The organism is Dyadobacter sp. (assembly GCF_017744695.1).
Taxonomy (GTDB): Bacteria; Bacteroidota; Bacteroidia; order Cytophagales; family Spirosomataceae; genus Dyadobacter.
On the sequence record NZ_JAGIAS010000008.1, the window covers coordinates 302,912 to 328,176 of the forward strand.

Here is a 25,265-nt window from a genome sequence, read left to right on the forward strand (position 1 = left end):
CATAAAGAGGTTTAACACATGAAGCAATTACCTTGCAACGATGATCTTCTGTGATTTTACTCCCCCATCTTTGTTAACGACTTTCACAAGATACATTCCGGCAGCAAGTCCGTCGACCCTGAACGTTCCGCCCGCATCGATACCAGTTTCCTTCACGGTTTTTCCGCTCATGTCAATGACCGAAATGCTTTTGACATGATCCGCATCCTGAATGTACACGATGTCGCGTGCAGGGTTCGGATAAGCAAGCTGCTTCGAAAGCTGATCGAAGGTCACGTTTTTGATGCTACTGTAAGCGAATGTTTCGTCTTTATCCACCATTCTCAGGCGATAAAGGTTTTCGCCACCCAATGGGTTTGCATCGGTGAATTTGTAATTGACAAGCACCTTACTTTCGCCTGTGGACGCCACGGTACCTATCTTGGTCCAGGCCTTGCCATTCGCGCTGCGCTCAATCTCGAAGCGGTCGCTGTTGGTTTCGGCCGTGGTAGCCCAATTGAGCGAAGTCGTAGCGCCTTCCTTGCGAGCATCGAATGACACCAGTGTCACAGGCAACGCGATGTTTGCGCCAAAAGTAAATGCCGAATAGTTGTTGGGTATTACACCAGTGGCGGTAACGCTGCCGGTACCTGCCAGCGTGCCTGTCGTGCCCCCTGCTTTACCCAGGCTTTCCCATTGAGAGGTGGCCGGGTTGTATCCCACTATAATCAGATTGACCATATTCGAACTCGTGAGCGCAGTCAGATTGCTCGCCGCATCCCAGTTAAGCGTAATATTTACCGGCCCCGCGCCGTCCAGGTCCCAATATTCCAGGGCGCTTACACCGGTCACATCGGACTTCATGTTTGTCAGCGGAAACGGTGCACCGGCAGGCAACGTGGCAGCCCCGGCACTTTCGGACCAGTAAGCGGCCTTATAAACCCCTGATGTGGCAGGAGCAGAAATGCCGATGGGACGTAACCTGGTACCATCACCAACGGGAAAATCAAATGCGCTTGTTCCGTCTTTCGACACATAGCCATCTACGTGGTTCGCGTCGTCCTGCCCGGTGTAGGTGGCACTGGCTCCAAACCCGAGGATTCCCGGCGAAAGGGCACGATTGGCTTTGATAATGCCCGGTTGAATAGCCGCCCCTCCTGTCAGGAAGGTGTGCGTTCCAAACACGGTCATCTGCGTGCCGCTTTCGATGACCGTATTCCCCTGGCTGCTCGATTGCGCAGCCGCGGGATCGGTCATCAGCGAGAGCGACAGGCACAGGCCTGCGCTCAGGCCAATGAGCTTTTTATGGATGATTTTGTGCATAGTTCACTCATTTTGAAATGGTAGCCTCAGATGATTTCTGCCCGGCATTGCCCAACATCGCCTTGATGCTGGCTACTTCTGCTTTCAGCGCATTCATTTCGCTCAGTTGCGCTTTCAGCGATTCGATTTCTTTCTGTTGATCTTGAACTGCTTTTACCAGAAGCGGGGTGATTTTGCTGGCATCCACTCTCCATGGATTGGTTTTGGCATCTTCACCACCCACGGTAACCGCTTCCGGGAACACTTTGTAGAGATCCTGTGCAAGGAAACCGATTGTACGCTCTTTCTTCGGGTTCGCGATGTAGTTGTATTCCACCACACCTATTTTCATCAGATCCTGGATCGAGTAATGTGTGCTTTTGATATTTTCCTTCAAACGGCGGTCAGAGGTTGGAGCTGGAAAACCCACGTCTCCGTTGCTGTTACGGAATATTCTACCCTCTTCGCTACCGTTCACACGGAATACGACAAATGGTTCCGAGGCAGGAGGCATATTCTTTTTTGTTAAAACCAGGTTCGGAGCATCGCCAGACTGAACAACAATTTGAGCTCGGTTGATTTGTACGTTTTGACCATCAACAACTCTCACGCCTTCCTGATAAAGCCGGTAACCGCTTAGGTTTGCTGTGCCTTGTGCCAGTTCGCCTGCATCTACATCCTGCTCAGACCCTTGAAGCGAGCCGTTGACATGAACCAGGTTGGGTGCATTAACGAGTGTAACCCCGATGCCCAGTTTACCGCTGGGCGTCAGCATCATTCTTGGCTGTGGAGTTTCGCCGCCGGCAGCAGTCGTATGGAATACCAACCCGCCGTTACCGTTTTGTACGGTAGGGCGTACAGCAATCCGGTATTGAAGTGGATTACCGGCAACGTTTGTCAAGTCGATAGCCCCGCCGTAACCCGCGTCGATGGCATTGCCTCTGTAAAGTTGAATGATACCGCCCGGTGTGATGGTCGATTTACCACTGTTGGCCGGCGTTTCCCGTCGAACTACTATATGACCGAATCGGGAGATCAGGCCTCTCTTTGCACCGCCAGCATCATTTGAGGTTAATCCGGCAAAGAAAGGTGTCTTGGTAGGAGAAGAATAAGCTACCCAGGCTCCATTGATACAGCTCCATTGCTGACCGAAAGTAGCACTGTTTTCATCCGAGTCTGTATAGATGGTTTTGGCCGGACAGCTACCGGTTGGTGCACCGTTACCTTCGATATAATTATACGTATCGTTCGAGTTCAATCTCACCCATGTCGAACCATCGAAAAAGTATTCGCCTGGCTGTACCTCAGCGTTGTCCGTCGTGTTGTACACGTGCATACCGGCTACGGCATTGGTAACCGGAGCTGCCACTGTGGTGGAAGTAAGCGCTACGCGAGGAAGCAATAGCCCTTTCGTTGCACTTTCCAGTTCCAGAATAGAACTTGGATTAATCGTGTTCGGGTTGTCCCCGATCTTTACCTGCGCCATCAATGGCGAACCCGCAAAAAGCAAACCGGCGGTAATTCCGAATGCACCGGTAGTGCGTGTTAGTAGTTGTTTTACTTTCATTGTTTAATTGGTTTTAATTAACAAATGGTTTAAAAACAGTATTAAATTGACAAGCGATTGATTTTCCGGGACGCGACTTCCAGCCTTTCATTGCTGAATGGATCTTCTGGGTTATTTTGATTTCTATGGGGCTTAATGGACTGGCTGAACCTTGAAAGGATCAGAGATTGCTATCTCAAAACAGCTACCGGACGGTCAGTCACGGCAATGACCTGTGATGCAAACTATATCTACAAAGTAGCGGCAAAAATGTATCCGATTCGAAGGACGTGCGAAACAATCCGAATCCGCGTTTTACACAAATATCTGTTTATCAATATATTAATAAATATGTTTTCGATAAAGCATAGAAACAGTTCTATACTTTACTCTCATAAAAAATAGATAGTAAATGGAGGTATTTTTATTCCGAACGTGGATCGGCAAACTATTTGGAGAGGTGATACAGCTCGACGCGCTTCGCGAGATCCAGCAGGTTATTAACGCCAAGTTTCTTGAAAATGCGGGCTTTGAAAGTGCTGACAGTTGTGCTTTTCAGATTCAATTGACCGGCAATATCCTTTGTCCACTTGCCTTCCAGCAGCATCTCCATTACCACCAGTTCTTTGGGCGATAAAAGTTCGGCGGGATCGGCTCCCCCCTGCTGCACCATGGAACTCAGCAACTGCGCCCGGACAACCGGGCTGAGGTACTTCTGTCCTTTAAGAACCACCCGGATGGCATCCTGCAATTCGGTGGCTTTGGATTCTTTGGAGACAAACCCGGCTGCGCCCGCGCGAATGCAATGCAAACCGTACAGCTCTTCCTTCTGTCCCGAGAAGACGAGTACCGGAACGTTGGGTTGCAGCGCACGCAACTTCTCGATCGTCAGCAAATGGTTGGCACCGGGTATGTTCAAATCGAGGATAATCAGCTGATAATTCTTCGAAGAGACCGCATACGCCGCTTCCTTGAAGTTAGCCGCAGTGTCTACGACAGCATCATTGATCACCTCCTGAACGAGCATGCTGGTGGCGATTCGGACGATATCGTGGTCTTCGACGAGTAAGATTCGGGCTGGGGAAGGCTGCAATGGTAGTGGTGGTTGTCAATGATATCCCGAAGTAACAACAAAAACTCCAGGAAATTCCATCGAAAAGCGTAGTACTATGTTGACAACCCGAAATCAACATCTCCATTGCACCCGCGGGTGCGCGTACCTAGTTTTGATGTGACAAAGCCGTAACCGCGCTTGTCTGAATCAAATTACTATCTGAGATGAATGCATTACTAATTGAGGATCATGCCGTTGTCAGAATGGGCATGCGTCTGGTGATACGCGAACTATTTCAAAACGCAACGGTTTTGGAGTCCGAAGATTTTAACGAAGGCATCCGGATCGTTCAGAACAAACCTATCGACCTCGTTGTGCTCGACATCCATCTTCCCGGCGGCCAGGATGTCAAGATGATCGACATGATCAAAAAAGCGAGGACGGAAACAAAAATTCTGATTTTCAGCGGACTACCGGAGGAAAAGTATGCATTGAAATATATACAGGCCGGGGCTGACGGCTATTTATCGAAGCGATCCGACCCGGAGATGTACGGGGAAGCAGTGTCGGCGGTGGTAAACGACAGGAAATACCTCAGCGAGGCCGTCCGCGAACAACTGGTGACGCAATTACCCCAGAATTACAACAAAATCAAGCGACGGAAATGGATCGGATTGACCGACCGGGAACTGGAAATCAGCAGACTGCTTATCAGGGGAATGTGGACTAAGGAGATCGCCACCCAGTTACAGCTGAAATTGAGTACCGTGAGTACGTTTAAAAAGAAGATTTTCCAGAAATGCGGTGTCACGAGTGCGATTGAACTCTCCAAAATCATTGACGATGTCGCAGCAACGGCCTGTTAATGTGCCATAATTACGGGTAGCCTCCTGCCGGCTACCGAAGTATTTCCATTTTTTCCGACAAGGCTACCAGATTGCTCACCTGCAGCTTCTTAAAAACGTTCGCTTTAAACGTGCTGACCGTGCTTTCTTTCAGGTTCAGCATGTCGGCAATCGCTCTTATTTTATTTCCTTCCAGTAATAAATGCACTACCAGCCGTTCCCGCGGCGTGAGCGACTGTAACGGGTTGTGGTCCGACGCATCCACATTGGCAATCACCTGCGACAGCAGGCTTTCCTGTATCGCTTTACTAAAATAGGTCTTCGAATCGAGTACCATATCGATCGCAATGCGCAGTTCATCGCCGGAAACGTCTTTGGACAAAAACCCGTGCGCACCGGAGGAAACCGCAGGCAGCGCATAGGTAGCCTCACTCATCGACGAATACACGAGGATCTTACCTCCGCGCGCCATCGCCCGCATTTCACGGATCGTGTGCATACCCCCGCCGGGAATGCCTATTTCGATAATGATCAGGTCGAAGAATTGCTTTCCGATTATTTCGATCGCCTCATCGAGCTGTGCCATGAGCATAACCCTGGCCTGCGGCTTGTGGTCTTTTACTTCCCGTTTAATGGCCGATCTCATGAGCGGATGGCCGTCAATAACGAGCACTTTCATAGGTCAAAAGAAGGGGTCAAGGCTTAAAATTGATGTGATAAATAACAGATGTTCATGCGCCGAGGCTCCCGGGGAGTCCGTTTCCGGCGCGTGTGTATAGTGTGAACAGGTTTATCATAAAATCGGGATTCCCGAAAGACAAAATCCCCATGCCATCGCCCACTACAATATGAACGATTATATATATACGCAATCTATAAAATCCTCAGATTTGATAGTGCGGGGAAGCTCAGCCTATCCGCATCAAAACTAAATAGAAATACGTCGTATTAGCTCGCACCGACTGAAACTATACCATAGAAAGATTTCTATTACTTCAAAAACCCGCGGCTTTCTGCGATAGCTCGAACGTATCTATCACATTCATTTTCTTATAGATACGCTTTTTGTACGTGCTTACCGTGTTGCATTTTACATTAAGCAGGAAAGCAATCTCCTTGGTCGATTTTCCCTGTACCACCTGGTTCATCACAATCCTCTCGCGCTGGGAAAGCGTTTCGAGCGATTCTATGGCTTCCTTCTGATGGTCGGTATCGATCATCGAGATCAGTGCAGCCTGCAACCCGACGCTCAGGTATTTCCCGCCCGAGCCAACGATAGCGATCGCCTTGGCGAGGTCGGCGGGCTTTTCGCGCTTCATGATGAACCCATCGGCGCCGCCCCGGAGCGCCGGAAGGGCAAAAATGCGTTCTGACAGGCCGGAATAGAATAATATGGCAATGCCGGGTTTGACGGATTTCAGCAATTGGATAATCTCCGAAGAAATCAATCCCTCCATTTTGACTTCGGTGATTACCATTCCGATATCGGGATTTTCTCGGAGCACCACCCTGGCAGTTGTCAGGTCCGCAGCCTCAAAAAGTTGATAGTCGCCGGGAATGGTTCCCAGAAATAACCGCATGCCGGTGCGCAGCAGCGTTTGGTCGTCGATAATGAGTATGTTCATGCTAGTAGGGCCAATGGCCGGTCGGTACAGACAACAGCCGCGCCCGGGCGCGACGTATAGGAGTAAAAGAATAAACTGGTGACATCGGTAAAAGTAGGCTGAAACGGCTTTTGTTACAATCACCCCTTCACAAATAAGATATAGAATGATTTCTACGGTTTCGAAAGGGGCATTTACGATTACCTGTCATTTTTTTGTTATCGGCAACTGAATGATTTCGCTTACTTTGCCTTGAAATCCCGATATACCTAAACCACAAGTATAAATTCAGTGAATGATCGGATACAAGAGAACGCATTGACATCGGGCCCTGTTGGCCGGGCCGTGAGGCGGATAGCAATGTGTGTCTGTATCTTACTACAAGTTCCCGCGTTGCCGGTCGCCTCGCAGCCCATGGCGAAAGCAATGAAACATAGTGTCCGTCACTACACCAGCGACAATGGATTGCCCCAAAATTCCGTAAGGGCGATCATGCAGGATCACGACGGCTTCGTTTGGCTCGCCACCGACATGGGCCTGGTCAGATTCGACGGACAATCGTTTGTAACCTTCGACAAAGACAAGTTGGGCCTGAAATCCAGCAGTTTCCTTTCATTTAATACCGACATTGAAAGTAGGGGCGAGCGGCTGTATGCCGTGGGAGAAAACCAGACCCATATCCGAATCGCCGGCGGCAAAGCTATTCCCGACAAAAGTCCGCTGGAAAAACGCATTCATAAAATATTCAAACCCGGCGCGGGCCCCTACGATCTGATGTATATGCTGGGCCTGCCCGACCGCTGGAACAAAGATTTTGTGCCGACATATAACTTGTTTTTATTACCTAAGCCGGACGGTGATTTTTACATATGGAGTAAGGGTGGAAAAATCGATCTTTACGCTGGATGGAAGAAACAAAAGTCCTACGAAACCCGACTGCTTTCGCCTATCGGGCTTTTCAGGATCGGGACGAACCTCTATTACGACGACGAGGCGGGCAGCATACGGCTTGTAGCCACCAGCGGGCCTACCGCCACAGGTGCGAACGTAACGTTTGTCCCCGCACATATGAGGGCGGAAAAACCCGATCTGGCCAGGCCCTACAAGCTCTATGCAGACGATTTGTCGGGCAATGCATTTATCTATCAGGATCGTAAGCTGTATTCATTGTCGGAAAGGATACCGGGCCATTTAACGGCAACCGTTTTGCTCGACGACGTCGACTTCGGCCGAAATGGCCTTACCTCCGTTTTCCATGACAGCCGACACCAAAGGCTTTACCTGGGGACAATCACCAATGGTCTTTTTATTTACGATTTAAAGGTTTTCGACGCTGTTGGTATTGACACCGACGATCCCGGCCTGAATGTTTATTATGCACAGGCTGTATTGTCCGACAGCTCGGTGATCACCCCACACTTCTACGTACTCGGAAAAGGTCAGGACGGGCAGCGCTTTTCGCGGGTCATACCTCACCCGCTGGGAAAGGCCATCAATGGCTACACAATCGTCAAAAGCCGTTCAGGTGATATCTGGATCGCCGGCTATGGCTGGTCGTACCAACAGCTATACCGCTATGATAATGCCGGTAAACAGTTGAAGCAAGTCTGGAACCTGGGGAGCGATATTTCTTTCCTCTATGAAGACGAGACCGGGCGTATCTGGCTTGGCATGGAGACGGATGGGGTGAAATACATCGACCCTGGCGAAAACGGGATGCCGGTACATACCTTAACAAAAAAGATCAAGCATGTTTCTTACATGCTTAAAGATGGGAAGAATATGCTTTGGGTTGGTACACACCCGGGCTTGTATATGGTAAATCTCGCGCGAAAAACCATTTCCGCCATTCCGCACACCAACGGGCATTACATCAAAAGCCTCCTGCTGGCCCGCCCGGGCGAGCTCTGGTACACCACCGACGACGATGGCTTCTTTCTTGTACAAAACGGAAAGCCGGTGCGGTTCCCCCTGGACAAAGACCACTTTCTTTCTAACGCTCATTGTATCGTACACGACCGCAGGGACTTTTTCTGGATCCCGACAAACCAGGGCTTATTCCGCATGCTCCGGAGCGACCTGCTTGATTTTGCCAGCCATAGCGACAGTACCCGGCTATACTACCATCGGTACAGCAAGCAGAGCGGCTTTCAGATCAACGAATTTAATGGGGGATGCCAACCCTGTGCGGTTAGGTTGCAGAATGGTTATGTATCGCTGCCGTCGATGGGAGGGCTGGTCTTTTTTAAACCCGAACAAGTCCTGGTCGACACACCGCGTTCCAAAATTTTCATCGACCGCATTGAGGGTAATAACGGGGACATTCCCGTCGACGGTTCGAAAATCCAGCTCACAGGCGTAACTGACTTGCGCGTATTTGTGTCATCACCGTACCTCGCAGACAGGCAAAATCAGCAATTGTACTATACGATTTCGGCGGAAGATCGCACTGCCTCTTCGCAAACATGGTTCCCCATTGAACAAGAACAGCATTCTATCCTCCTCAACAACCTTACATCGGGCACATACGCACTTAAAATCCGTAAAAACACGGGATTCGGGCAAAACTCCGTGCAAGTGAAAACCCTTACGATCATCGTCCCCTACCCCTGGTACGATACCTGGCCTTTTAAATTGCTGGTCATTACCCTGGTACTGATAGGTATTTATTTCTATTTCAAAAACCGTCTGAAAAAAGCCGATCAGCTAAATAGAATCCTGGAATCCCGCGTGTCGGAAAAGACGCGCAGTTTGCAGGACACGCTGAGTGTACTGAAAGGATCGGAACAGGAACTCCTCCGGCAAACCCGTCTTCAAATGCACCTGATTGCCTCCATCAGCCACGACATCCGCAGCCCGCTGAGATCGATTGAATTTGCCTCCGGAAAAGTGTCCGGCCTTGTCCAAAAGGGCGACTTGGCGCTGGTGGAAACAATCGGTTCCAGTGTCAACGAGTCTTCCAGAAGGGTCCTTATGCTACTGGAAAACATGCTTTCTTATGTCAAATCGCAGATGTCGGGGGGCTCGGTAGCCTACGACACCTTTGCCGTGCGGAGCCTGGTCGATGAAATTGCTGTCATTTTTAACGCCTCGTTTAAAGTTCAGGGAAACAAGTTTGTCAATAATGTTCCTGAAACGCTTATGCTCCGAACCAATCGGCAATTGCTGAAAATTATCCTGCACAACCTGATCGACAATGCCAACAAATACACCTCGGATGGTTCGGTAACTGTGAGCGCCATGAAGGAAAGCGAAGTAATGAGGTTGTTCGTGACGGACACGGGTCCCGGATTGCCTGAAACCGTGCAGAACTGGTTTAATGGCAATGAAGAAATCCACTATCCTGAACCGGCAGATAGCGGACCGGATATTCATGGAATCGGGTTGGTGATTGTAAAGGAACTGGCGGGCATGCTCAATGTGCGTATTACAGCGGCATCCGCTTCCGGGACAGTATTTTCTATCGAATTTTGGAAAGAGTAAAAATCTATGAGTTTGATTTTACGTGTTCTTTTTCAGGTATGGCTGGTCTTGACCACATTTTGGTGCGTCGCGCAGCCGCCTCAATATACCCTTCGGCATTACACCAGCGAAAATGGCCTGCCTCAGAACTCGGTGGCCGCTATTGCACAGGACCGTGACGGCTTTGTGTGGCTCACTACCTACAATGGCCTGGTCCGATTTGACGGGCAGTCGTTCCTGACATTCAACAAAACCGAACTTGGCCTGGAGAACAATATGTTCGTGGATTTCCTTCCGGGCGCCGGGGCGTTGTTCGCCATAACGGATAATCACAACTATGTTAAAATCCATGCAGGCAGGGCAAAAAAAGAGGTCCCACTACCGGTCAGGCGTATTCGGGAGATGTTTAAAATCGAAGAAGGTTTTCATAGTTTGTTCTTTTCAAAAGGGCATGCCGACCGGCTTAATATGAACTGGTTCCTGCACGATGAGATTGATTCATTCAAAAAGAGATGGTTTCCTTCCCATTACGTATTTCTCATCCCCAATTCGAACAACGACTTTTTTATATGGCAAAAAGACGGCAGCATCGGTTATTATTCCAATTGGAAAAAACAGAAAAACTACGCCACGCAGGTGCGCTGGCCGCGGGGAATTTTCAGGATCGGGACGAGTTTGTACAACGACGACCAGGCCGGTAACATCGAACTGCTGGCGACGGGCCCTGGCAAGAACCTTGCAACGGAAAAAGTGAGGCTGACCGCTGAACAAAAGCACGATCCCAGGCTGGATTTGACCGAACCGTACCTGGTTTATTCCCATGATCTGTCGAAAAACGCTTTCATTTACCAGGATCAAAAGTTGTTCGTCCTTTCAGAGAAGCATCCGGGAGAGATACAGACCAGCCTTCTCCTCAACGACTTCGATTTTCAAAAGAACAATGTAGCTTCCGTATTTTTTGATGAAAAACATCGAAGGCTCTTCCTCGGAACGCTCAGCAATGGACTATTCATTTTCGACTTTCATGCATTCGAAACCCTGACGGCCGGCAGCAACGAACGCGAAGCGAATGTCTACTATGCGCAGACGGCATTCTCGGATTCTTCGGTAATCACACCGTCCTTCAATGTGCTCGGGAAAAGCGCAACAGGCAAAACGATCGCCTACCGGCTCCGGCCGCCGGTCGACGAACTGAGCATGAACAAGCGCACCACCCTCACAGACCGGCACGGCGACATTTGGTGTGTAAGAAACGATGTACTTTATCGCTTCGACGCCAGGGGTAGCAAATTGAAAGGCCAATTGAATGCAGGCGGGGAAATTTCGCATATATATGAAGACCAAACCGGGCGAATCTGGCTCGGTACCCGATTCGCAGGGCTCCGCTACATCGATCCCGCAGAGAAAGGCATGCCCGTGCACGTGTTTACGCCAAAGATCCTGCGCATTACTTACATGTTGCAAGAAGGCCGGGAAACGCTCTGGGTAGGAGCCGATACCGGGTTATTCAGGGTTAATCTCAGCCGGAAAACGTTTTCGCTCATACCAAACACTGAAAACATTTTTGTCAAAAACCTCTACATGCCGTTCAAGGGAGAACTTTGGTTTGCTACTCGCGACCACGGTCTTTGCCTGTTCCGAAATGACAATCTCACGCTATTCCCCGTGGATAAGAATCGCTTCATGGCCTCGGCACACTGCCTGATCCTTGACAAGAACGGCTATTTCTGGATGTCCACAAACAATGGCTTATTCCGGATGCTCCGTAATGATCTGCTTGACTATACCAATCATCGCGACAGTACCCGGCTGTATTACCATCGCTACATCCGGCGGGACGGTCTTCGCATTGATGAATTCAATGGCGGTTGCCAGCCTTGCGCGGTGCGTTTAAACAACGGCTATGTGTCGATGCCTTCTCTCGACGGCCTGGTCTTTTTCAAACCTGAGCAAACGCCGATGGATGTGCCCGACTCCAAAATTTTCATCGATCGCGTTGAAAGCAACTCGCAAAACGTGCCTCTTACAGGCAACCGGATAGAGCTGCCCGCAACGGCTACCGATCTGAAGGTATTCATTTCTTCGCCTTACCTCGGCAACCGGGAAAACCAGCAGCTCTTCTACGCGGTGTCAAGCGACCGGAGAGCAGAAACGGGGCAGGTCTGGTTCCCTATTGAAAATGAGCAGCAATCCATTCACCTGAACAACCTGGAATCGGGCACATATACCCTGAGAATCCGCAAAAATGCAGGATTTGGAAGCAATGCGGAGCGACTGACGACCTTGACCGTACTCGTTCCCTATGAATGGTACGAGACCTGGCCATTCAAAATGCTGATGCTGGTTCTCGCGGCGGTGGCTGTTTGGGTATATTTCAAAAACCGGCTGAAAAAAGCGGACAGGCTTAACAGGGTGCTCGAATCGCGCGTTTCGGAAAAGACACGCGACTTGCAGGATACATTAAGCGCCCTCAAAGTTTCCGAACAGGAGCTCATCAAGCAGATCAGGCTGCAAATGCATTTGATCGGTTCGATCAGTCATGATATTCGTAGTCCGCTCCGGTCCATTCAATTTACCTCATCACAAATCCCTTCATTGATTCAGAAAGGAGAATATGGCCTTGCGAAAAATGTAGGGGCCAGCGTAAGTGAATCTTCCGAAAAAATCCTGCTGCTGCTGGAAAACATGCTTTCGTATATTAAATCACAGGTGTCGGGCGGCTCCGTGGCATTCGAAGCGGTACCCGCGCGTAAGCTGGTAGACAACGTCGCCACGATTTTCAAAGACGCATTTGTGCTTCGGCAAAATACATTCGTCAACAACGTCCCCGATTCGGTAGTCGTCCGATCGAACCAGCAATTGCTGAAAATTATCCTGCACAACCTGATCGATAATGCCAATAAATTCACGTATCAGGGGGCTATTACCGTAAGCGCAGGGCAGGACGGTGGGCTGACTACCTTGTTGGTATCCGACACCGGTACCGATCTTCCGACGCCGGTGCGGAACTGGCTCAACGACAGTAGCATGGCATATCCCGAATCGTCTGACGGCGAACAAAGTATCAACGGCATCGGTCTGATGATCGTCCGGGAGCTGGCCGAGTTACTAAACGTTCATGTCCGCGCAAACGCCGGTCCCGGTGCATCGTTTTTGATAAAGTTTGGCAAGACCAGGGAATGATCATCCGAATGCAACTATCCAGCGTTCAGCGCCAGCCCACCCCTATGCCCACGCCCGCGTGTGAAGCGAGCTCATTAGGGAGCAATGGGGGCGTGTAACGTAGTTTGAGCATATAGATCCATTTTTGGGAAACAATGTGAAAGCGAACACCGGCCACGCCCGATGGTGTCAGCAATCGTTGTTTGTTTTGATCGAAATAGATGCCGTTATCGTAACGGTCAACCAGGAAACCGCCTATTCCAGCCTCCAGATAACTTTCAATGAGATAGTTGCCGGGCTGAGGAACACAGGAGCTGCGCTTATAGGGATTTAAAATAAAACAATGCGTCAACGCCGCCAGAACACTCGGGCTGCGAAAATGCGCGCTGGTGATAGCACCAACTCCTGCCTGAACATTCCAGAATGATTTTTTGAGGTATCCGAAGGCTGCCTCGGCAGTAACCGCCGCCTTGGGTGCGATACCGTATGCGTCGGCTCCAAAAGCCCCGCGCACACGCGTGTAATACGGCTGCGCGGCGGCGTAATGGAAACAGAAGAAGAGGATTAACAAATATCTTGATAACACGTATGAAGGCTTTGCCTTTTAACGGTTCAAACCGACTGATCATTATGCAGATTTCAGTCTTGGGCTATTGAATTGTATAATTTGAAACTAATTCCCTAATAATCAATAAGAAGAATATGACGAATACACTAATTCCCTATCACCATTGAAGGACAAATACCAGTGCTCATTGTTGCTGTTACTGAGCGCAAATGTATATCCCCGGTTATCTTCATATTCATTTCTGAAACTATTGTTGAAATTAAGGAAGTTGTCAAGATTAAAGCCCAGGAATTGCGAAGATCCGGCCAGCAGATCACGGAAATAAGTAATTTCCTGCGATGTTAAATTAGGTGCCCACAGTGCGGGTGAGCCATTAAAATCCTGTTCAAACTGACGAATCCTATTGAATGAGCCGACCCATATTACCTGTCCGTTTTCCTTAAAAAGAATAGGAAGATTGGTCGCTCCAAGGAACTTCACAGAAACCATGTATTGCTTGCTTCCGTCGGACATTAACCTGATTGTACAGTCGGAAAATACCAATTCATTGTTATTGATGATGTAATTGCGGCTCGCCTCGTTAAGATTCGTAAGCGAATTCACAAATGTCGGGTTAGGCTTATTTCGCGCGGCGATATATTGCTGGATCACATCGGGCAAATCCTTGATTTCCCTTGTCACAAATCCCCTTTCATAACTCGTAAGCGTGACACCTCCATTGACAAACCGTACCAGATATTTCAAGCCATTCAATTCGTAATCAGCACCGTATGAATCCTGCTCATTGAGATAAACCAGCTTTCTGTAATTACTCAATTTACCTCCTCTGATCGCCAGGCTCTGAACCTTTGCAACCAATGAATCCGGCACCGCTTCTCCGGCCGTCGCCGCCACCCTGAGAATACTGGATGTACCGACGATAGCATTGTAGCCTGCGTTGTTATTTTCAAAAGACAACTCGTATACCCGACCCTTTTCCACCTCCGAAAGACCCTTCAATTTGCTTGCCGATGGGTATGATTTATATACGAGCTGCTTCACCGATTCCGGCAACTCTATCTTTGTTTCCGGTATTTCCAATTCCGGCTCTGGTGTCGTTTCTGAGTTTTTGGGAGATTTACATCCCAAAATAGTTAATAACAGTACCGCAAAAAATAGAAGAAATCTCATTGGCTTTTGTCCTGGTTTACTGGCTTTCATCATAGACCTGCTTTTTTGTTTCAAACGTTGCCCGGTCCGGAAATAAATTGTCCGTTATTGGGGAATGAAAAACATTTTCAAAAAAAATGGTCGATGCAGGCAACACTTTTTAGCCATAGACCTGTCTCTTACGCAAACAAGCCGGCGTTACGCCCTATTATAATATTAATGAACTTCGAAAAGATTGCACTTTTTATCACAATCGTCTGCCTGTCAATGATGATCGGTTGCAATAAGGTTGTCGATGTGCAAGAACCTGATACAGAAACTGTTCCCGACGCCACCATCACGGCCATAAAAACGGACTACCCGGATGCTGCGAAGTTTGTATTCAAGACTTTGCTGAAAGACAAATTATGGAAAGCAAAATTTATCAGCAATGCTTCCAATTTTGAAACACAGGTCAGTCCCACGGCAATCGTTGCCCAGGTGTACAGGGAATCTTCCGACGTCACACTGTACAAGAACCTTACCGATAAGCTGAAAGTAAGAGGCGGATCGATATCCGGCGTGCAGCTGGCTGACAAAGCCACCGATAACGGAGCGAGGATGAAGTACCTATTCAACGGCAAGCCATTCCTGCTGAATTACTATATCCTTAATGACTGGCATATTATCAAACTGACCGCGAAAGCGCCTACCGAGTCGTTCGTGGTCGATACCGGGGATTTGCCGGCAGCTATCCAGTCGTTTTGTCAGCAAAAATCTATATCGCTGGCCAACAGCACCATCAATCTGATCACCGATGCCGATGGTAAGAAAGCCTATTACATCTACCCAGCAGCACAACTCTACCCGCTTATTTTCAGTGAGACGGGAGAACTGCTTTGGATAGCCCGCAATTCCGACGGATCGAACGTCGTGAACAAGACTAACAGCGAGGTGGGTACCGCAGAGCTGCTTGCGAAAGTGACCGAGGGGTACGAGGACTTCACGACGCCCACTAACGTCGCGTTCGAATCGCAATTCGACGGCCTGAAAAGTGTCCGGTATGTATTGCAGAAAAAGTCCGGAGTAGAGGGCACACGCACATTCATTAATGAACTGAGAGAAGTTTTTGTCAACGCCACCACGGGAGAAATTATTTATGACCAATACTCATCCTATGTATTTAGATAGCTTGTTCATGCAGGACCCTCGAGCAGTCAGCAACTAATAGCCCCTGTTTCGATCAAACTTGCGAATGGCCTTATTTCAATCCAAAAATAAAATGGAATTAGCTGAGCTCGTGAAGGCTTGCCAACGGCAGGACGCACGGGCACAGGCTGTTTTCTACGATCGCTATAAAAGCAAATTGCTGGGCGTTTGCCTTCGCTATGCGAAAACCGTGGCCGAGGCCGAAGACATTTTTCAGGAAGGTATACTACGGATTTTTGCAAAAATCAATGACATTCAAAATCCCCAGGCGATCGATAACTGGGTCAAAACGATCATGGTCCGCCATGCGATCGATTATTACAACCAGGTGACGCGCAAGGAAATGCTGAGTACCTCCCACGAGGACGTGCGACTGGATTGGGAGAATAACGACTACACGGTGCTATTCAGCAAACTGGACGTGAGCCTGCTTCTTGAGGCCATCAACGAACTGCCCGACGGCTACCGTATTGTGATCAACATGCATTTCATTGACGGCTACAAACACGCGGAAATAGCTGAAATGCTGGGCATTAAGGAGGTCACATCCCGCTCACAATTATTGAAGGGGCGGAATCTTTTAATTAAAAAACTGGAACAAAAAGGGATCAAGCAGCATGAAATCTTTTGATGACGAATTAAATGATGCCATTCAGAAGGCCCTTCACGATTCGTTTGAGAATTTTGAAAGAAAGCCAGGTGCATCCATTGATCAAAAAATATATGAAGCCCTCGACAAACCGTCCAGGGTAAGGCCTCTGCTGCTTTTTGCGGCTGCGACACTTTTGTTACTGCTTGGCTTCGGAGTAGTGGAAATGCGCGACCGTTATACTTCTTTCCGGTCAATTACGGATTCACGACCCACAAACCAGGCATTAGAGGAGACTGCTAGTGTGGTACCGCTTCACGGCAATATCGTGGTCAGCGCCGACCAACCATCCCATGCCCAAAACAGTACCCATGCAAATCTGGCCAAACCGGGCATCCGGAAACCGCAGGAAACAGTTGCACCGGTAAAAACGGCACATATTCATTCAGATCGTGAACGAGCGAAACCTGCATTTGAAAAGATCCGGGCTGTGGCGGCTCCTGTTTCTCCTGCTAAAAACAATTTGCCGACCGTAACAGGTGGCGAATATACTTTACCTGTTCAAACGACAAGCAGTCCCGTTAGCCACGCGAGCGTGAGCGCTATCGCGCCCGGCTCCCTGTCGCCATTGCTTGTCGACCTGACCATGCCGGAAATCAGCGATGTGTCCCATGCAGAAGATTCGACATTACAGGCTCCGGCAAATCAACCGGTGAAGGAAAAGCTCGATTTCCCACGCTATCAGCCATCGGATAAAAAATCATTTGCCTGGCTGTTCAACCTCACGGCAACCAATACCTTTCAGAGCATTTACCTGCTGCCAAACGCTGAATCACGTATCCTGAAAGTCTCGTTCCCGGTTTCGACCGCGAATCTGGGTTACAAATTGGGCGCGGGGTTCCAAATAGCGGGGTTCCAGTGGCTGTTCCATTACAGCCACCTGAGCTGGAAAGCAGAATATATTTACGCGATCGATGAATTTAAAGCTGACGAGGAGGGGGCCAATCGCTATGTTTTCGAACGGTTGGGAAAAGCTGAAACTGTAACGAGTAAAGTAGAATTGGCCGGGATTGGGCTCAAAAAGCAGTTCAATTTCAAAAGCAAACGTACCGGACGGTTTTTCACGCAGATCGGTGTCGACTATTCCCGTCAGCTGCAATCCAGCGGACAAAATTTCATCACGGGAGCGCTTTCGGCGGGAAAGGTTCTTACCGTGAACAAAACTACCGATCTGACAGTCGGCCCCTACTTCGAATACAACTTCAATAAGGTGCATACTGCCGAATACAGTATCAAAGTACGGCCCAATCAGGTCGGTTTATCGGTTGGTTTGAGGATAAACAGGACGAAGTAACAAAGCCCGGAAAAGTGACGCGCCCGTAACCCTCACCGCAAGGTTTCAAGGTAATTTTTCAACTCTTCCAAATAGGGCAGGTACGCCTCTTTATTCCTTTCCAATTTGCCAAAGTTGCGAATGCCCCAGTAACCTGCCATGACGAACATGACAACCTGCCTCGCATTTACGTCCTTGCGAATGGTGCCGTTCAATTTACCACGTTCGATCAACTGGGTCATCGATTCGGTCCATTGCCCGGTCAGCTCGTTTAGCGCCTGATTGAAATCTGCATTCCAGGAAGTCATTTCGTGGGTAAGATTGGCAGCCGGACAGCCGTATTCCACTTTGAGAAATTCATTTTCCATCAGCAAATTATGCATGAGCTCGTAAATAGCAGTGGAAGGATCAGCGGCGCTTTGCAATGGCCCGATGAAGCTGCCTACGAGTGTCGGTTTCAGCAGTTCGTTGATGATCGCGAGGCCCATTTCGTCCTTGTTTTTGAAATGGTAATAAAAAGCGCCCTTCGTTACCCTGGTCGTCGCGATGATGTCGTCGATGCTTGTGGTTTGGTATCCCTTCACATATATCAGTTCAAATGCCTTTTCCAGAATAGTCAACCTGGTCGCTTCCGCCTTTTTCATGGATCGATCAATCATTTTTCACCAAACCTACATTTTTTACAGTTCAAATTAATCCGCAAGGCTTTTAATATAGTCCCGGATTAACCGCGCCCCTTCGTCGTCAATCGTCGTCGTACCTGTTTTAGGCATGTGGTACTCGCCCATCGTGCCCATCCTGATGACGATATTCGCTCTGTTATAGCCAATACCCGTTTTTTCAAATGGCGTGTTATAGCTCAGGTCCAAAGAGGTACTCGCTGCCGTACCGGCTTCGCGGTGGCAATGGGCACAGTTCATTTCGAGGTAAGCTCTGGCACGCGAAGCCAATGGGAGGGACGAATCTTTGTAATCAGGAAGTGAAGTAATCCGGCTGACATCCGTCTGTGCAAGCATTCCTCTTTTCATTAAGTAGGCAAGCTGATTCACTTTTTCGCCTCCCACGTCGACAGACACATTCAGATTTCGCGCTTGCGGGCCGAGCGGAGTCAGTTCATCCCCCGACCGGTGGCAACTCCCGCAATCGTTCTGCGCCGGAATCTTGTAGGTTAAATGCCTCCGCTGACCATATCGATCTTCGAAATACACCGGCACAGTCGCCCCTTCGGTCAACAGCTCCGCATCGGTCTGGCCGGCGTTCCAGCGATAGGTGGCGACGTTCCATTGATTACCGGAATACAGCAGCAAACGCGTTTCGATAATCTGCCTGGTCCCCTTCCCGGATTTTGAATAATAGAACGTCTTCGCGATGAGCGTGCCATCCGGGAACACGGGTAGCCCATCGCCTGCAATAATCATCTTTTGTCCGGCAGGAATTTTCAGCAGGCGCTGCTTTTCGGCGTAATCGGTAAACAACGACGAGCCGATCTGAACCGGCACTACATCGTCGGCCGGCACAAGGTCCGGCATATTTCCTTTAAACAATGCGTACTCCGACAACCTGCTTTTGAAAGAAATATTGTTGCGGATCTCTTGCGGGCTACCGCCACACGCGACCAATAAAATGGCGACCAACACCAGCCATAACGGCTCTGCCCCTATCCTATCCCCTTCTCCCGGGAGCATCGCTTTAATTTTGGTGGTTTTCCCAAACAGATTGTTCACGTGCGAGGATATGCTTATCAATGTAAAAAGTCCCGAATGGAATGATGCAACCGAGCAGGACCTTCCAGGAGGTTTTTGAAAACTTCCATTGGTAAGTCACACCCGCACTCAGTGTTGCCAGCACAAACAGCGTAAAAAGCAGACCGTGAACAGGTCCTATCACCTTTACAAACAGGGGCTGTCCTCCCCAATATTTCAGCGGGACAGCAATGAATACCAGGAGTATCAACGAAATACCTTCTAAAAAGCCGAGTAATCTCAGGCGTCCCAATGGCGTTTTGAACAGTCGAAACATAGGAAAGAAGTTAAAATGATCTGAAATAGGGCCGGCCGGCCAATGGGGAGAACGGCCAGGGGATGGCTGCGAGGATAATCAGCAAACCAATTGTAAACCAGACGAGCATTGTCCTGAATTTTTGTCCGTCCGACACGACGCGCTTCGCTTTGGCCGATCCGATCGTGATAACGACCACAGCAATAGCCATTAAAGCAATGTGAATGAACCGGAAGAACATATGCTCGCTGACTAGCCCGGTCCCTGCGGCTTCCGCAACATCGAACTTTACCACCGGACTGATCATGTAGAGCGAAAGCCCGAGCAACAACTGGACGTGCGCTATGGTGGCCGTAACATGCCTCACGGTGTTGTGGGCTACGGAAAATGCGCTGCCGGACCTGAGTCCCGACAGCGCAATCCCGATTGCATAAAGCAGGCTTGCCAGAACAAGCCATCTGTTGATGGAGTGTAAGATAAGAAGTGTTTGATGCATGGGTTTGTTGATTTCCATGCAAAGCTAAACCAAAAACATACTAGTTAGTATGTTTTTGGTTTAAGATATTTTTACCGGTGCCGGATTATCGACCATTCGATGCCCTGGCGCAGCAATTTCCGGTAATTGGGACTTCGAAAAGCCTCCGGCCCATGCCCCAGCTGAATGAAGAGTACTTCGCTGTGACCGAACGGATTGGTCCAGGCAATGTACTTTGAGCTTCCGGGATGCGTCGTACTCAGCAGCGGACGGATCGTCGGCTGGGTGAGGAAGTTACCGTAAACCTCGTCGTATATCTCAAAATCGGCGAGCCCTTTCGTCACCGGATGCGTCGGATTCTCAATTTTCACCGGAATCACCACATCATGCTGGTAAGTCGATTTTACCAGACTACCGTTGACCGCCGTTGCCTTTTCATAATATTTACCGCCTATTATCCGCTGAAAATCATCCCATTGCTGGTAGGAAACCAATGCATGATGCAGGAAGACCATCGCCTTCCCTTTTTGCAACAGCCGCAGGTAGGCCCGTTTTTGCGAAGGGGTAATCGAGTCGTTCATGTCGTAAAAAACCAGTGCATCATACTTATCGATCGCGGGGGAAGCGATCAGCTCATTGGCTTTGGGCTGTTCGATATGGTCGTAGGTGAAATTGCCCAGCGAATCCATCATGTTGTAAAATGGCACTTTTTCGAATCCATGACCGCCGGTAATTACCAGCAGGTGATGTTTATCCTGCGCAAAGGCAATTCCGTGAACAATGCACAATAGAACGGTTACCAGCAATATTCTCATAGCGAATCAATTAGCTGCAACCGCTCGCCGGGAGAGGTCGCAAAGGTGAATGTACTACCGCTCAGCCGCTCTGCTTTCTTTCCGTTCCGAAGCAATTGCACCGGACGGCCGGGCCAGGGGTTTTCTATGCGACAGGGCCTACCCGCTTCACTCCAAAGTTTCACAACTCCTATTTTACCTTCCTGTAAATCGCTGCTTACCAAAAAAGCACCATAAGCCCGAAGCTGATTGAAGCTCGCATTCTTTGTCCTGTTCCAATTGGGGAATATCCTGATAACGCCTTCATAGCTCTGCATCATCATTTCGTTGATCGTCAGCGGAACAGCCGACAGCGTCTCAATACCACCACCTTCCGCGGTAATCCAAAGATTAGGCAACGACTGGCGCTTGATACGGTCTGTCAGTTGCTTCATAACCTCGTCGGCATCGTATCCTACCCTGACTGCGGCAGGAAAACAGGTTTCGACACCATTGCCGAGGGTATTGGCCCATTCTCCCGGCGCTTTCATTTTGTCTTTCCAGCGGCTGACGTCCCCCAGCAGGACCTGGTTGAATGCGGGGTCCGTCACCGGCCCGCACACGCCGCCCGGCAGCACCAGCCCGTGGATCGACACCCTGGCCAGCCCCTCGACTCCGCTGTGTATCGGTGAAGGGCTGGATTCGACACCTTTCAAACTTGGTTTGCCATCCACCTCGCGCACCGTAAACTGGCTCATGTGCTTTACGATATGTTCCCATTTCGGGCGTCTTTCCGTATCTACATTTAAAAAACCGCTCACGTCGATCATCCCTTTGAAAAGCATTTTTACCAACCCAACCGACAACGTCGAGTTGAAATCCCCCAGGAGCTGACGCCATTGGCCTTTGTTTTTAAGATTAGGCATGACCTCATTATAGTGATCCATGTAGATGACGTACCGCCCGTTCTCAAACTTCAGATAATCTTCCCAAAAATTCGCGCACTCGTGCATGTATGGGTACACCTTGCGCGCATACGCGGCGTCATAGGTGCTGTAAAAGCGCATAAGCATATTGCCTACACTGAACACCGCATTGATTTTTTGCCCCAGGAATTTATATCCTCCATCGATCGTGTTTTCGCGGGACGCATACCTTTTCTCCATTTCATCGGCCGTTAATGGCCAACGGGTAGTCACCAATCCCATCGGTCCGATTCCGACCGGGTAGTATATTCCCCTGATACCCAGAAGCTCCTTGGCATGCTGCTTCCCGCTTTGCATATAATCGAGCAGGGGCTTATCGAAATTATCGGTTTCATCGATGTGGTTCGAAGAATAAGCCGCCCAGTAAGGGGCCTGGTAGTTGTAGTTCAGGTGGTAATCGCCACCCCATGCGGCAGAATCCCTGGTGATAAATGGCCCCCAGATGCCCGGCGCAAACTTACCCGCCCGCGAGGTCGCTCCGAAAAGGTATTGGGAAGCATAGTAGTATTTTTCCAGAAAAGGATCGCCGATCTGTACCGACGAACGGCTCCAGTACTTTGCCCACCATGCGTAATGTTCCTTCCGCAACTGGTTTAATTTCGCTGGCGTCGTGGTCTTTGCCCCCGTTATCGCTTTCTGCTTCCAGTCTTTCGAGTCGTGATTGGAATACATGGTAACCACCAAAGTTGTTTGGGTGCCTGGCTTCAAGGTAATACTGCCGCCATTTCCCGGCGTCGTTCCCAACACCTTTACGGCTATCGCAACATGCGACGGCCATGCCAGCAATGGTGTATTTTCAAAAGAGCGCGTCACCCAATGCGTGCCGGCTTCGACGCCTTCCGCATTTACGGATGTGTTTCCTTCTGCCGCTTTTAGTGCAAAATCCACGGAGCAAGGTCTATTAGTCCCCAGCTCCACTACAACCGTATTCGTCGTCGCCGATACCCAGGTTTTTACTGACACGGAAAGGCTATCCTTCGTAAACCTCGCTGCAATCTGGGCTTTGTCCTGTATTTGCTCGGCATAGTAATCGGCACCTGCAAGGGCGGGGATATTCATTTCCAACCAACCTGGTAAGGCAATTCCTCCGCCGGGATAAACCGGATAAGCACGCCAAAAATCGTTCTTTCCCAAATAGAACCGCAGTTTGTCAGGATCTCCCCCGAGCGTCAACCCGATATCCCCGTTGCCTGCCAATGGCCCGTCCGGGGTTTTGGAAGTCGGGACTTTACGGGGTGTGCTTGTAAAAACAGCTTTGTAGCGTCCCGCATAGATCTCCTGCGCGTTTACTTTTTGCAGCAGGCCTGGCAGCAAAGCCATGGAAAGGCAAAATCCCTGAATAGTCATTGTCCGAAAAACCGCGTTCATGGGCGTACAAATTTTGCAATGAAACCACCGCCTTCTCCGAGGTTCAACCGAATGCTCCCGTGTTTGTCATAGCTTCCCTTGCCGAGCACAACACTTGCGGGATTTTCCGCAGAATCCCTTACTTCCGACGCGCTGAAAGTCCCTTCACCCAGAAAGTTCAACGGAATATCGATGCTTTGAGGCACTGCGCCATTCATTACAGCCAGAAACCAACGCTTCCCACTCCTGCGGGCATACACGGCCGCCTCACCGATCGCAGATCCCGGTAACACGATGGTCTCGTCCCAAACGGACGGAATGCTTTTAATCATGTCAACCGCGGGGTTTTCCAGCAAATGCTCCGGGCTGGCCGAATAGGTAAGCAATGGAGCCGAAAAGATGGCTGCGCTGGCAATCTGATGCGCCCAGGTCGTGTTTTTCCGGCGATCACCAAAATGCACGGGCGTATACTCGGCGTGCCCGGTCACGAAACGGGTAAACGGCAAAGTTACATTATGCCCGGCCCGGTCTTTCAGCTTGCTGGCCTCCATTCCCTTCACGGCTTCACGGGTCAGTTCATTGGGCCATGTGCGCTCCTGGCCCGTTGGTTTATTGGCGCCATGAAAGTCCACCATGATTTGAAGCTCCGCCGTTTCCCGCAGGATTGACTGGTATAAATCAATTTCCTCCTTTGCTTCGTGGTCGAAGAAGTCGATCTTCAAACCGCTAATGCCCAAATCATGGCAATGTCTGAAAAAGGCCTGGCGGGCTTTCGCATCACGAAGCTCTTTCGAATGCTCCCACAGCCAGATATGAACACCCTTTTCGCGGGAGTAGTCTACCAGAGCTTTCAGCTCGCCATCCGGCCATTTTTTCCAAAAGCCTTCAAGAATGTTGTGCTTGAAACCCAATTCGGCTGCCTGCCGGGAATATTCCTTCATGGTTTCCAGGGTGCCCCCGCCCCCATTATCCAGGTATTTCCAAACTGCGGAGCCCGGTTGGATCCAGTCGGTCTTAATGCCCTGCGGGAAAAGTTTTTTGTCTGGCGGCGGACACAGATTATGTACGATATCGCTATTAACCAGGGTATTCAGCCCATCGGCGATCAAGATCACCCGCCAGGGCGTTGTAATGGTCCCGGTAATAGCGGCAGGCTGCGAGAGCCGGAGCACGTCCTCGGCACTGTAGCGCAATTTGTAGGGATAGGAAGTCGGTTGGTTTTGAGGCAATCTCAATACCATTCCCCTGTTTCCGTCGGTCTGCAAAGCCATTCCACCATAATTTTTAAGATCTGCTTCCGTCACCGACAAATAGAGCTGGCTATCGGACAACCGGAACGTCACCGAAGGGGCAGCCCATTGTCCGGCTTTCACGGTATCCATACTTTTCCGGACATATTCGCCTTCGTAATGCATATTCAGGTCGTGGTACCAGGAGGTGGTTCCGACCGGTAACCTGAAAACGGTGGACTCGTCCGCAATGCGTTTTGCGTCGGGTTTACCGGGCACGATCAATTGAAATGCAGCTCCGTCGTTAAACACCCTGACATCAACAGTGTATCGCAATGCACCCTGGCTGACGCTGATTTTCGAGCCGTTACAATGGTTGCGCGCGACGGAATGAACGCCATTCCAGGGATATTCTTCCTTTACCTGGTAGCTTTCTGATTTACCAATCCTGACTTTGTCGGCAATCGCCTTCGCGTCCAGTGACATACGGACGGGCGAAGCTTCTATGACGTCCTTGTCTGCATAGGAAACACGATAAAAAAGGGAATCACTTTTTGTAAAAAGGTGGAATGAAATCCTGTTATCGGGGCTATTGACAGTCAGATTTTGCGCAGACAGTAGCCGGGCGGATGCCAGAAGTACCAGCACCACCAATCTTTTTATACCAAACATCATT

General features: G+C 49.6%; 20 protein-coding genes. 6 read left to right on the forward strand and 14 right to left on the reverse strand.

Annotated features, from left to right (window positions below):
- Positions 1 to 27: 27 nt before the first annotated feature.
- From J7619_RS26495 to J7619_RS26505, 3 genes are all read right to left on the reverse strand, one after another.
- A complete protein-coding gene (locus tag J7619_RS26495; RefSeq protein ID WP_291206147.1) occupies positions 28 to 1,302 on the reverse strand; it encodes a T9SS type A sorting domain-containing protein in 1,275 nt (424 codons plus the stop codon).
- A gap of 7 nt (positions 1,303 to 1,309) precedes the next feature.
- On the reverse strand, positions 1,310 to 2,848 hold the full coding sequence (locus J7619_RS26500; RefSeq protein ID WP_291206150.1) for a tail fiber domain-containing protein: 1,539 nt from the start codon (positions 2,846 to 2,848) through the stop codon (positions 1,310 to 1,312).
- A 427-nt stretch (positions 2,849 to 3,275) separates the two neighbouring features.
- A complete protein-coding gene (locus J7619_RS26505; protein ID WP_291206153.1) occupies positions 3,276 to 3,920 on the reverse strand; it encodes a response regulator transcription factor in 645 nt (214 codons plus the stop codon).
- Between the two features lie 185 nt (positions 3,921 to 4,105).
- On the opposite strand from J7619_RS26505, the gene J7619_RS26510 reads away from it, so the two are divergent.
- Positions 4,106 to 4,747, forward strand: a complete 642-nt coding sequence (locus J7619_RS26510; RefSeq protein WP_291206156.1) for a response regulator transcription factor — start codon at positions 4,106 to 4,108, stop codon at positions 4,745 to 4,747.
- Positions 4,748 to 4,778: 31 nt separating this feature from the next.
- On the opposite strand, the gene J7619_RS26515 is transcribed toward J7619_RS26510, so the two are convergent.
- Together J7619_RS26515 and J7619_RS26520 are read right to left on the reverse strand one after the other, a co-directional pair.
- The gene (locus J7619_RS26515; protein WP_291206159.1) at positions 4,779 to 5,405 is read right to left on the reverse strand and encodes a response regulator transcription factor; all 627 of its coding nucleotides are present in this window, start codon (positions 5,403 to 5,405) and stop codon (positions 4,779 to 4,781) included.
- A gap of 316 nt (positions 5,406 to 5,721) precedes the next feature.
- Positions 5,722 to 6,351: a response regulator transcription factor gene (locus tag J7619_RS26520; RefSeq protein ID WP_291206162.1), complete on the reverse strand. Its 630-nt coding sequence runs from the start codon at positions 6,349 to 6,351 to the stop codon at positions 5,722 to 5,724.
- A gap of 405 nt (positions 6,352 to 6,756) precedes the next feature.
- Here J7619_RS26520 and J7619_RS26525 point away from each other — a divergent pair, with 405 nt between their 5' ends.
- Positions 6,757 to 9,813: a two-component regulator propeller domain-containing protein gene (locus J7619_RS26525; protein ID WP_291206165.1), complete on the forward strand. Its 3,057-nt coding sequence runs from the start codon at positions 6,757 to 6,759 to the stop codon at positions 9,811 to 9,813.
- A 6-nt stretch (positions 9,814 to 9,819) separates the two neighbouring features.
- Positions 9,820 to 12,975 (forward strand): two-component regulator propeller domain-containing protein, encoded by a 3,156-nt coding sequence (locus J7619_RS26530; RefSeq protein ID WP_291206168.1) that lies wholly within the window; start codon positions 9,820 to 9,822, stop codon positions 12,973 to 12,975.
- 25 nt (positions 12,976 to 13,000) lie between these two features.
- Here the strand turns inward: J7619_RS26530 and J7619_RS26535 are convergent, their stop codons facing one another.
- On the reverse strand, positions 13,001 to 13,540 hold the full coding sequence (locus tag J7619_RS26535) for a hypothetical protein (protein WP_291206171.1): 540 nt from the start codon (positions 13,538 to 13,540) through the stop codon (positions 13,001 to 13,003).
- Between the two features lie 102 nt (positions 13,541 to 13,642).
- Entirely contained in the window at positions 13,643 to 14,692 is a 1,050-nt protein-coding gene (locus J7619_RS26540; protein WP_291206173.1) for a hypothetical protein, read from the reverse strand.
- A 198-nt stretch (positions 14,693 to 14,890) separates the two neighbouring features.
- On the opposite strand from J7619_RS26540, the gene J7619_RS26545 reads away from it, so the two are divergent.
- The 3 genes from J7619_RS26545 (at position 14,891) to J7619_RS26555 (ending at position 17,802) form a co-directional block, all read left to right on the forward strand.
- Positions 14,891 to 15,841, forward strand: coding sequence for a hypothetical protein (locus J7619_RS26545; RefSeq protein ID WP_291206176.1), 951 nt, complete (start codon positions 14,891 to 14,893; stop codon positions 15,839 to 15,841).
- Positions 15,842 to 15,932: 91 nt separating this feature from the next.
- Positions 15,933 to 16,490, forward strand: coding sequence for an RNA polymerase sigma factor (locus J7619_RS26550; protein WP_291206178.1), 558 nt, complete (start codon positions 15,933 to 15,935; stop codon positions 16,488 to 16,490).
- Positions 16,477 to 17,802, forward strand: a complete 1,326-nt coding sequence (locus J7619_RS26555; protein ID WP_291206181.1) for a hypothetical protein — start codon at positions 16,477 to 16,479, stop codon at positions 17,800 to 17,802. Before J7619_RS26550 ends, J7619_RS26555 begins: the two co-directional genes overlap by 14 nt.
- 32 nt (positions 17,803 to 17,834) lie before the next feature.
- Here the strand turns inward: J7619_RS26555 and J7619_RS26560 are convergent, their stop codons facing one another.
- The 7 genes from J7619_RS26560 to J7619_RS26590 form a co-directional block, all read right to left on the reverse strand.
- The gene (locus J7619_RS26560; protein ID WP_291206184.1) at positions 17,835 to 18,425 is read right to left on the reverse strand and encodes a TetR/AcrR family transcriptional regulator; all 591 of its coding nucleotides are present in this window, start codon (positions 18,423 to 18,425) and stop codon (positions 17,835 to 17,837) included.
- 48 nt (positions 18,426 to 18,473) lie between these two features.
- Positions 18,474 to 19,505 (reverse strand): c-type cytochrome, encoded by a 1,032-nt coding sequence (locus tag J7619_RS26565; protein WP_291206187.1) that lies wholly within the window; start codon positions 19,503 to 19,505, stop codon positions 18,474 to 18,476.
- The gene (locus J7619_RS26570; RefSeq protein WP_291206190.1) at positions 19,471 to 19,800 is read right to left on the reverse strand and encodes a DUF3817 domain-containing protein; all 330 of its coding nucleotides are present in this window, start codon (positions 19,798 to 19,800) and stop codon (positions 19,471 to 19,473) included. Before J7619_RS26570 ends, J7619_RS26565 begins: the two co-directional genes overlap by 35 nt.
- Positions 19,801 to 19,810: 10 nt before the next feature.
- Entirely contained in the window at positions 19,811 to 20,275 is a 465-nt protein-coding gene (locus J7619_RS26575) for a hypothetical protein (RefSeq protein WP_291206193.1), read from the reverse strand.
- Positions 20,276 to 20,346: 71 nt separating this feature from the next.
- Complete coding sequence (locus J7619_RS26580; RefSeq protein ID WP_291206196.1) at positions 20,347 to 21,069, reverse strand: ThuA domain-containing protein; 723 nt, start codon at positions 21,067 to 21,069, stop codon at positions 20,347 to 20,349.
- Complete coding sequence (locus tag J7619_RS26585) at positions 21,066 to 23,381, reverse strand: glycosyl hydrolase family 95 catalytic domain-containing protein (RefSeq protein WP_291206199.1); 2,316 nt, start codon at positions 23,379 to 23,381, stop codon at positions 21,066 to 21,068. Before J7619_RS26585 ends, J7619_RS26580 begins: the two co-directional genes overlap by 4 nt.
- Positions 23,378 to 25,264, reverse strand: a complete 1,887-nt coding sequence (locus J7619_RS26590; RefSeq protein ID WP_291206202.1) for a glycoside hydrolase family 97 protein — start codon at positions 25,262 to 25,264, stop codon at positions 23,378 to 23,380. Before J7619_RS26590 ends, J7619_RS26585 begins: the two co-directional genes overlap by 4 nt.
- Position 25,265 lies beyond the last annotated feature (1 nt).

Coding starts and splice junctions, on each gene's coding strand:
- J7619_RS26495 (WP_291206147.1), bottom strand. CDS start 1,302: ATGCACAAAATCATCCATAAAAAGCTCATTGGCCTGAGCGCAGGCCTG.
- J7619_RS26500 (WP_291206150.1), bottom strand. CDS start 2,848: ATGAAAGTAAAACAACTACTAACACGCACTACCGGTGCATTCGGAATT.
- J7619_RS26510 (WP_291206156.1), top strand. CDS start 4,106: ATGAATGCATTACTAATTGAGGATCATGCCGTTGTCAGAATGGGCATG.
- J7619_RS26515 (WP_291206159.1), bottom strand. CDS start 5,405: ATGAAAGTGCTCGTTATTGACGGCCATCCGCTCATGAGATCGGCCATT.
- J7619_RS26520 (WP_291206162.1), bottom strand. CDS start 6,351: ATGAACATACTCATTATCGACGACCAAACGCTGCTGCGCACCGGCATG.
- J7619_RS26525 (WP_291206165.1), top strand. CDS start 6,757: ATGAAACATAGTGTCCGTCACTACACCAGCGACAATGGATTGCCCCAA.
- J7619_RS26530 (WP_291206168.1), top strand. CDS start 9,820: ATGAGTTTGATTTTACGTGTTCTTTTTCAGGTATGGCTGGTCTTGACC.
- J7619_RS26540 (WP_291206173.1), bottom strand. CDS start 14,692: ATGAGATTTCTTCTATTTTTTGCGGTACTGTTATTAACTATTTTGGGA.
- J7619_RS26545 (WP_291206176.1), top strand. CDS start 14,891: ATGAACTTCGAAAAGATTGCACTTTTTATCACAATCGTCTGCCTGTCA.
- J7619_RS26550 (WP_291206178.1), top strand. CDS start 15,933: ATGGAATTAGCTGAGCTCGTGAAGGCTTGCCAACGGCAGGACGCACGG.
- J7619_RS26555 (WP_291206181.1), top strand. CDS start 16,477: ATGAAATCTTTTGATGACGAATTAAATGATGCCATTCAGAAGGCCCTT.
- J7619_RS26560 (WP_291206184.1), bottom strand. CDS start 18,425: ATGAAAAAGGCGGAAGCGACCAGGTTGACTATTCTGGAAAAGGCATTT.
- J7619_RS26570 (WP_291206190.1), bottom strand. CDS start 19,800: ATGTTTCGACTGTTCAAAACGCCATTGGGACGCCTGAGATTACTCGGC.
- J7619_RS26575 (WP_291206193.1), bottom strand. CDS start 20,275: ATGCATCAAACACTTCTTATCTTACACTCCATCAACAGATGGCTTGTT.
- J7619_RS26580 (WP_291206196.1), bottom strand. CDS start 21,069: ATGAGAATATTGCTGGTAACCGTTCTATTGTGCATTGTTCACGGAATT.
- J7619_RS26585 (WP_291206199.1), bottom strand. CDS start 23,381: ATGAACGCGGTTTTTCGGACAATGACTATTCAGGGATTTTGCCTTTCC.
- J7619_RS26590 (WP_291206202.1), bottom strand. CDS start 25,264: ATGATGTTTGGTATAAAAAGATTGGTGGTGCTGGTACTTCTGGCATCC.